The sequence below is a fragment of the uncultured Intestinibacter sp. genome, from assembly GCF_902468165.1.
In the GTDB taxonomy this organism is placed as follows: Bacteria; Bacillota; Clostridia; order Peptostreptococcales; family Peptostreptococcaceae; genus Intestinibacter.
Genome location: NZ_CABQXJ010000101.1, coordinates 1 through 8,974, shown reverse-complemented (window position 1 = coordinate 8,974; position 8,974 = coordinate 1). Strand labels below are relative to the sequence as shown.

The window sequence follows — 8,974 nt, the reverse complement described above, 5'->3', positions numbered from 1 at the left end:
AATATAAAAATATCATTACAGGAGCTGTACTGGAGAAGTCTTTCCGTCCTACAGAGAAGTTTCCACAGGCACGTATTGATCGTGTAGATATGAGCTATCTGTACAATGATGGTGAACTGTACAACTTCATGAATACAGAAACATATGATCAGATCGCACTTACAGCAGAGCAGGTTGGAGATTCTCTGAAATTCGTCAAAGAGAATGAAGTTGTTAAGGTTTGCTCCTACAATGGCAATGTATATGCTATTGAGCCACCTCTCTTTGTTGAACTGGAAGTTACAGAAACAGAGCCAGGATTTGCAGGAAACACAGCACAGGGTGCTACCAAACCGGCTATCGTTGAAACCGGAGCACAGGTAATGGTACCTCTGTTTGTAAACCAGGGTGATAAACTGAAAATCGATACAAGAACAGGTGAGTATCTGTCTCGTGTATGATTGGATTGAAGATTAAGCCAGATTATTTAAAACCGTCGGTACAATGCCGACGGTTTTTTTTGACGAATTTTATATTTATCATATTTTTTTTAGTTTAATTTGAAGATTTTCTATTTTTTTACAAGGATTGCTTATTAATTCACGTGAATATTTCCAATTTTTTCTTGACTTTACTTAGTTAATATTTTAAAATCTTATACATAATAAATATTAAAAATGCAATGATTAGGAAAGTAAATTTAGTGCGGTTATCAGAGAGGGAAATTCATAGGCTGAAAGATTTCCTTAACTTGAGAAATTGAAGACTACCTATGAGCTTCTATCCGAAGTTATCTTTATAGATTTTAGTAAGATTTGACGTTTAGCTTACGTTACAAGTTCAAGTGGATTTATATTAAATCAATTTGGGTGGAACCGCGGGAATTATACTCTCGTCCCTATTTTTAGGGACGGGAGTTTTTTAATAAGCATAAAGAAATCTTTATTCTAAATACCTTTCATAAGGTAGATTTCTTTGAAACACATGTACGGAAATTATAATTATCCACAATTTTAAAGGAATATAATTTCCTATGTGTTATAAAAAAATTATATTTATTGTCTATAATAAGAAAATCTAGATTATATATTAAAATATAGATTTTCTTATTATAAAGAAATACACAGGGGGTAAAATAATGTATTTTTTAAGTACAAGGGGTAATAACGAAAAAATAACAGCATCTCAGGCGATAATAAAAGGGTTATCAAGCGACAAAGGACTTTATGTACCTTCTAGCTTTAAAGATCTAAGTAGTGAATTAAAAAAACTAGTAGATTTAGATTATAAAGAACTTGCTTATGTTATTTTAAAAGAATTTTTAACTGATTATTCTGAAAAAGAGTTGAGATACTGTATCGAAAGCGCTTATGACGAAAAATTTGATACAGAAAAAATAGCACCAATAAGTAAAGTAGGAGAAAACTACGTATTAGAATTATATCACGGGCCTACATGTGCATTTAAAGATATGGCACTTACTATAATGCCTTATCTTTTAAAAACTGCAATTAAAAAAAATAACTTACAAGAAGAAGTAGTTATTCTTACTGCAACTTCTGGAGATACTGGAAAAGCTGCTCTTGAAGGCTTTAGCGATGTAGATAAAATAAAAATCGTAGTATTTTTCCCAGAAAACGGAGTTAGCTCTATACAAAAACTTCAAATGAAAACTACAAAAGGAAAAAATACTTGTGTAGTCGGAATAAACGGAAACTTCGACGACGCACAAACTGGCGTAAAAAACATATTTTCAGATAAAGAGTTTAATAATGACTTAAGACAAAAGGGATATATATTATCATCAGCAAACTCAATAAATATAGGACGTCTAACTCCACAAGTTGTATACTACTTCTATTCATATTTACAACTTGTAAAAGAAAATGAAATAACTTTAGGAGAAAAGATAAACTTTGTAGTCCCAACAGGAAACTTTGGAAATATACTAGCTTGTTATTATGCAAAACAAATGGGTCTTCCTGTAAATAAATTTATCTGTGCATCAAACGACAACAACGTTCTTTATGATTTTTTCAAAACTGGTGTTTACGATAAAAACAGAGATCTTATATTAACAACTTCTCCATCTATGGATATACTTATCTCTAGTAATTTAGAGAGATTATTATTTGAAATATCAGATAGAGATTCTAAAAAAGTAAATAAATTAATAAACGATTTAAATACTAAAGGAGTTTATAAAATAGATGAGAATATGAAAGCAAACTTATCTTCTTTCTATGGAGAATACGCTTTAGAAGATACTGTAGATAAAACTATAAAAGATGTCTTTGATAAATATAAATATTTAATAGATACACACACTGCTGTTGCGTATTCTTGTTATGAAAAATACATAAAAGAAACAAATGACTCTTCAAAAACTGTAATAGTAAGTACAGCAAGTCCTTATAAATTCAGTAAAGACGTGCTTAGTTCACTATCTGATGTAGATAGTAATTTAGATGATTTTGATATAATAAATAAATTATCAGATTTGAGCCACACTCAAATACCTGGACCGATAAAAGAGCTAAAAAGCTTAGAAATAAAACACAATACTACTTGTGAAAAAGATGAGCTTAAATCTGAGATATTAAAATTTTTAGGGAAATAGGTGATTATATGTTAGAAGTTTATGTACCAGCTACAAGCGCAAACATAGGTCCAGGATACGACTGCCTTGGACTATGTTTAGATTTATTTAACAAATTTACTTTTGAAGAATTAGAAAGTGGGCTATTCTTTGAAGGATGTGAAGAAGAATTTGCAAACGAAGACAACTTAGTTTATAAAACTATGCTTTTCTTTTACGACAAAGTCAAACCTAAAAAAATACCAAAAGGTATAAAAATAACATTTGAAAACAATATTCCAATATGTAGAGGTCTTGGAAGCAGCTCAACTTGTATAGTTGCAGGTCTTATGGCTGCAAATGTCCTATCAGAAGCTAATTTAGGAAAAGATGAAATACTTAAATTAGCTATAGAGCTTGAAGGTCATCCAGATAACGTCGCTCCTGCTATATATGGAAATATGATAATAGCATTTATGGAAGATAATAATTTATATCATGAATCAATAGAAGTTCCAAAAGGAATAAGATTTTTGGCTATGGTTCCTGATTTTGAGCTTTCAACAGAAAAAGCAAGAGCTGTACTTCCAAAACAAATACCACATAAAGACGGTGTATTTAATGTATCTAGATGTGCACTTTTAATCGCTGCATTTACTAAAAACAACTTAGACTTAGTCAAAGTTGCATGCAAAGATAAATTCCATCAAGATTATAGAAGCCATTTAATAAATAATTACGACGATATCGTTAAATATGCAAATAAATTAGATTCACTTGGTACATTTTTAAGTGGCGCTGGACCAACTATTATGACTATAGCTAAAGATAGCGACGATAAAATACTAGATCAAATGAATTCTTATTTATCTACTTTAAAAGATAAATGGCAAATAATAGACTTACACTGCGACCCTAATGGAGCTTATTGTAGAGAAGTTTAATTTAGAAATTTTAAAATTTATAATTTTGCATTATAATATAAATATATATACTCATCATATATATAATTATATTATTTATAAAATGTGTTTAATAAAAGCTTTCCTATTTTGGAAGGCTTTTATTTAGGAAATTTTGAGGAGGATTTATGGAAGAAATACTAAACACTGACCAAAACAAAAACTTTTTTCAAAAGAATATAAACATAATTATATGTTGTATCTTTTGTACATCTTTATGGGGAAGTGCCTTTCCCTGTGTAAAACTTGGATACGAATTATTTAATATTTCTGTAGACGATATTTTTTCAAAAATATTATTTGCAGGTTGGAGATTTTTCTTAGCGGGAATAATAGTTTTATTAATAACAGCTTGTATTCAAAAGAAATTTCCAAAATTAAAAAAAGAAGCTATAAAATCAGTTGTTATTTTAGGCTTTATCCAAACTACATTAGAATATATATTCTTTTATATAGGGCTTTCGTATGCGTCTGGATTTAAAGGAGCTATACTAAACCCTACATCTACTTTTATGATGATTATATTAGCCCACTTTTTCTACAAAGACGACAAACTTACTTTTAGAAAAACCCTTGGTTGTATTGTAGGATTTTTAGGAATTATAATAGTTAATCTAAGTGGAGATGTAAATAGCCAAAGTAGCTTTTTAGGTGAAGGTTGCTTAATTATTTCGGCGCTTGCCTTTGCAATCGGATCAATAATAAGCAAAGAAGCTACAAAAATAGAATCTAATCCTATGATAGTTACTGGTTATCAACTTCTTATAGGAGGATTTATACTTATAGTATTTGGACTTATTGGAGGCGGAAAACTTCAGGTCACATCTACTTCTGCTTTTATGTTATTTTTATATCTTGCGCTTTTATCATCAATAGCATTTAGCCTTTGGACTACACTTTTTAAATATAACCCTGTAAGTAAAGTGTCTATTTTTAATTTTTTAACACCGATTTTTGGGACTATACTATCTGCACTTATTTTATCAGAAGATGTCTTTAATCTTAAAAATATATCTGCACTTATCCTAGTTTGCTTTGGAATTTATATTGTAAATAAGCCAAAGACAAAAAATACTTAAAGTAATTACTTTAAAATTATAATTTTATACATTATAAGGAAGGCTTTATATCAAAATTAACTTGATTTATTTTCTTAAACAGGTTATCCTATTTTAAGGTAGAAAAATATCAAAATTAGATTTATAGGAGAGTGATGAAAATGGACGCTAGTCCCTTGAGTATATCGTCAATTAATTTTTCACTTGTCTACCTATAAATGACTACTTATTTTGTTATAAATTTTAGTCATTTATAGATATATAAGTGCACTAAATATATAACTGAATAAGGAAGTGTTATCGTGATAAGATATTATAAAACTATTGAAGGCAAACTGGAAAAGCTAAATTCATACGAAGACGGATGTTGGGTGAATTTAGTCGAACCTACTAATGAAGAAATAAGCGAATTATCTAATATTTTAGATTTAGATATAGATAGTATTAATGCGGCCCTTGACGAAGAAGAACGTTCAAGAATCGAAGTTGAGGACAATCATACATTAATTCTTATTGATATACCTATAGATGAAAGTGACTCTTCTGCAGCTCACTATTCTACAATTCCCTTAGGTATTATTTTAATGGATGAATGTATTTTGACAGTATGTACTGCTCAAAGTAGACTTTTAAATGACTTTATAGTTGGACATATTAAGGAGTTTTTCACATTTAAAAAGACACGATTTATTCTTCAAATTTTATATAAAAATGCGACATATTATTTATTATATCTAAGAAGAATAAACAAATTAACTATAGAAATAGAACGTGAAATCCATAATTCTATGAAGAATAAAGAACTTCTACAACTTCTAGAATTAGAAAAATCTTTAATTTACTTTTCAACATCGCTAAAGTCTATCGAATTAGTTCTTCAAAAACTGCTTAGAACTTCAGCTATTAAAAAATATCCAGAAGATGAAGATCTACTTGAAGATGTAATAATCGAAAACAAACAGGCAGTTGAAATGGCTACTATATATGGAGATATCTTAAGTAGAATCATGGATGCATTTAGCGCAATTATAAACAATAACCAAAATAACGTAATGCAGTTTTTAACAGTCGTTACATTTATTTTTTCTATTCCAACAATCGTATCTGGATTCTTTGGAATGAATGTTGCAAATCTTCCGTTTGAAACCGACCCTTATGGATTTTGGATTATACTTTTAATTACGACTGTAATATGCTTAATTCTTACGATATTATTATCAAAAAATAAATTACTGTAATTATATATATTAAAAGGAGCGAAAACGCTCCTTTTTTACTATTTATATCCTAGTCTATTTTCGACTAGCATCTTGTCTATTCTCTTTTCATATTTATTGCTCAAATCTTCTTGTATATCTAATATATAATTTGGAATATATTCCTCTTCTTCAATTTTAGTCTCTATAAATTCGACAAATTTAGGAACTAAGAAGCTATCTGTGTTTAATTTAAACTCTGGTATACTGTCGTATATATCCTTGCTGTTAAACAGACCTTCATCTGCTAATTCTTTATACATAGTTCTGCCTTTTTTAAGATAAAGACCAGCTAACATATATTCAGAGTCCCTATTTCCAAGTTCTACACCTTGCTTGAAGTATTTTTTAGCCACTTCATCATCTTCTAATTTAAGACTTATCTGACCTAAGTTAAATATAGATTCTACTAGACCTTGATTTTTTGATCTTTCATACCAATACTTAGCATTTGTATGGTCGTTATAATAATTTTCGTATATTAATCCAACCATATGCTCTGCATATGCATTTTTTTCATTTGCACATACATCTAGCATCTTTTTAGATTCTTCTAAGTTACCTTCTTCGTAATATATTCTTCCAAGATGTAATTTGGCATTTAGATGATTTTCATCAGTAGCCATTAGATAGTATTTTTTAGCTTCTTCTAAATTATTTAAATCTTCGTATATAAGACCTACTTTATAACTAGATTCTTTGTCGTTATTGTTTGCTGCTTTTTTATACCATAAAATAGCCTCGTCTAGATTTTCAGCTTCTACATATATATCAGCTAATTTCTTTTGACAAGTTACAAAATTTGAATTTCTCAAATAATATGATATAGCCTGTTGATAATCTTTTGTCTGATAATATAAGTCTCCCAAGTTCTCTACAGCTACTTTACAACCATCCATTATTGCTTCTTCATAGTATTTTATAGCTTTTTCATAATTTTTTTCTTCAAAATAAAGTCCAGCAAAATTATTTTTAGCTTCTACTAATGAATCATTAGACGCTAAATCATAATACAATTTTGCACTTTCAATTGTGTTTTTTCTATTATATAAATTCCCCAGTCTCAACTTAGCCATACTGTGATTAGAGTCTATCGCTTCTTTATAGTAATCTATAGCATCTTCATATAGATCTTTTTCATCATATAAATACGCCAGTCTATACTGTGACTCAACATGGCCTTTGTCTGCACTTTTTTTATAATATCTTATTGCGTCGTCGATGTTTCCGTTAGCTTCCATATATAAACCTAAATTGTAACATCCTTTTTCATATCCACTTTTATAAAGCTGTTTATATAAGCTAACTGCTTCTTTTTCCATGTTCTTTTGCATATATAAGATAGCTAAATTGTATTTACATTCGTTATTACCTAATATATGACCTTTTTTATAAAATTCTATAGCATCTTCTTCTCTTTCTAGTGCCATATATAAATTCCCTATATTAAAACACGCCACTCCATCATTTCCATGTGCAGCAGTTTTTAACCACTTTTCTGCATTATGAAAATCTCTAAGTTTAAAGTGGACAATTCCTAAATTGTTTTGGCATCTTAAATCTCCATTTAAAGCCTGTTTTTCATACCAATAAAGTGCATACTCATATCCCTCAATATTGTAGTACATATTTCCCAAATCAAAAGCAGAGTCTTCTTTTCCGTTTTTATATGATAAAGAAAACCACTTTTCAGCTTCAACATATTGTTTTCTTTCTAAATAAAGCTCCCCTAATCTATATTGTGCTTTTACGTGATTTTGATTTCCAGCGATTATGTAAGATTGTATAGCTTGATCTTTTTTCCCTATCTTCTCAAACATATTAGCTTTGCTATAAGCTATGACTGCTTCTGTAGGTACTTCTTTACCCTTTTTCTTCATTGAAAATTTATTCATTTTCACTTCATTCTCCTATTTTACTTCTATTTTATAATTATAATAACACACTCATACTATAAAATATTATATACTAAAATATATTTTATTTATTTCCAAAACCCAAAATTTAATAAAAATGTAATTATTTCAATATAAATAGTAATATAAAAGCAATAAATCTACTACTTTTCCATAGCTTTGAGTTCCTTCTTTTACTCTATTTGACTTTAGATAGACATTGTTCATATTCTCTGATACTTTGTTCACTTTACCTTCGTATTTTTCCCAAAATGATGAATAACTTATTAAGTCGTATCTAACATCTTTATCTATTTTTTCTGTCATAGATTTAAATTTATCGTAATCTACTTTGCTAAGTGCAGAAGCGGTGTATTTTAACGCCATAAAATATCCCGAATAATTTACATATGGCTCTTCGTTATTTATACAAGCTATATAAGCTAAAAAATTGGCTTCACTTTCATTTGCATATCCTCTTTGGTGTGCCATTTCATGTAATATAGTAAATGGCATACTAGTTAATGGCTGATTTATATTTATATTAGCTTCACCTGTAAATGGTGAATAAATACCCGTTATACTAGTATATGAAAGTAAGTTTGAATTTAATATTATCTTAGCTTTTGAGTAATTTCCTTGCTTATTTAGATTTAAAAGCTCTACATTATCATATGCACTTTGTAAAGTAGAAATCATATTTTTAATACTTTTAATATCTTTATTTAATTCATTATTAGAATTATTCACTATTTTTTTACTTTCATTACATTTTTCAATCAAATAACTGTATAATTCTTCTAAATCATTTTTGTCAAATGCAATATTAGATATATCCTTTTTATTTACACTAGATTTATATTCTGTTTTTATACTTTCTTCTAATCCTACTCTATTGTAATTAATTCCCCATAATACTATAAATAAAAAATACATAAAACATATAAACGCCAAATAATTTAAAAGTATATTTTTCAAACTATTAAAAAACGATTTTTTATCTTTAAATAGCTTAACTGCCAAATAGATTATAGAAATTAATATCGAAAGTACAAAAATATATATAAGTATCTCAAAATACGAAAAATCAAATGTAGAATTTATCTTGCTCAAAAATTTCACTATATATATGTCTAGTTTTTTAGAATAGTAATTTTCTACTAAATAGCTGTACTTTGACGATATATACTTTATAAAAAGCGATATAATAAAGAGTATATACGCGCTTATCCTAAATTTCTTCATT

Annotated in this window: 7 protein-coding genes and 1 other annotated feature; of the genes, 5 read left to right on the top strand and 2 right to left on the bottom strand. The window is 28.3% G+C overall.

The window, feature by feature from the left end:
• The 5 genes from efp to RDX53_RS13190 form a co-directional block, all read left to right on the top strand.
• Positions 1-440: elongation factor P (gene efp / locus RDX53_RS13210; protein WP_307994315.1), on the top strand; the 440-nt coding region annotated here is incomplete at its 5' end.
• A 212-nt stretch (positions 441-652) separates the two neighbouring features.
• Positions 653-882 (top strand) — a binding site (T-box leader).
• Between the two features lie 235 nt (positions 883-1,117).
• Positions 1,118-2,599, top strand: a complete 1,482-nt coding sequence (gene thrC / locus RDX53_RS13205; RefSeq protein WP_307994314.1) for a threonine synthase — start codon at positions 1,118-1,120, stop codon at positions 2,597-2,599.
• An 8-nt stretch (positions 2,600-2,607) separates the two neighbouring features.
• Positions 2,608-3,501 (top strand): homoserine kinase, encoded by an 894-nt coding sequence (gene thrB / locus RDX53_RS13200; RefSeq protein WP_307994313.1) that lies wholly within the window; start codon positions 2,608-2,610, stop codon positions 3,499-3,501.
• A 146-nt stretch (positions 3,502-3,647) separates the two neighbouring features.
• Positions 3,648-4,598 carry a DMT family transporter gene (locus RDX53_RS13195; protein WP_307994312.1) on the top strand — a complete coding sequence of 317 codons (951 nt, stop codon included), beginning with the start codon at positions 3,648-3,650 and terminating at the stop codon, positions 4,596-4,598.
• Between the two features lie 281 nt (positions 4,599-4,879).
• Complete coding sequence (locus RDX53_RS13190; RefSeq protein WP_307994311.1) at positions 4,880-5,815, top strand: magnesium transporter CorA family protein; 936 nt, start codon at positions 4,880-4,882, stop codon at positions 5,813-5,815.
• A 38-nt stretch (positions 5,816-5,853) separates the two neighbouring features.
• Here RDX53_RS13190 and RDX53_RS13185 read toward each other — a convergent pair whose 3' ends face one another.
• Both RDX53_RS13185 and RDX53_RS13180 read right to left on the bottom strand, forming a co-directional pair.
• Positions 5,854-7,728, bottom strand: a complete 1,875-nt coding sequence (locus RDX53_RS13185; RefSeq protein WP_295677241.1) for a tetratricopeptide repeat protein — start codon at positions 7,726-7,728, stop codon at positions 5,854-5,856.
• A gap of 129 nt (positions 7,729-7,857) precedes the next feature.
• Complete coding sequence (locus RDX53_RS13180; RefSeq protein WP_295574639.1) at positions 7,858-8,973, bottom strand: DUF3810 domain-containing protein; 1,116 nt, start codon at positions 8,971-8,973, stop codon at positions 7,858-7,860.
• Between the last annotated feature and the right edge of the window lies 1 nt (position 8,974).

Bases quoted from the DNA above. Each gene is read 5' to 3' on its own strand.
- thrC (WP_307994314.1), top strand. From the start codon at position 1,118: ATGTATTTTTTAAGTACAAGGGGTAATAACGAAAAAATAACAGCATCT.
- RDX53_RS13185 (WP_295677241.1), bottom strand. From the start codon at position 7,728: ATGAATAAATTTTCAATGAAGAAAAAGGGTAAAGAAGTACCTACAGAA.
- RDX53_RS13180 (WP_295574639.1), bottom strand. From the start codon at position 8,973: ATGAAGAAATTTAGGATAAGCGCGTATATACTCTTTATTATATCGCTT.
- RDX53_RS13195 (WP_307994312.1), top strand. From the start codon at position 3,648: ATGGAAGAAATACTAAACACTGACCAAAACAAAAACTTTTTTCAAAAG.
- thrB (WP_307994313.1), top strand. From the start codon at position 2,608: ATGTTAGAAGTTTATGTACCAGCTACAAGCGCAAACATAGGTCCAGGA.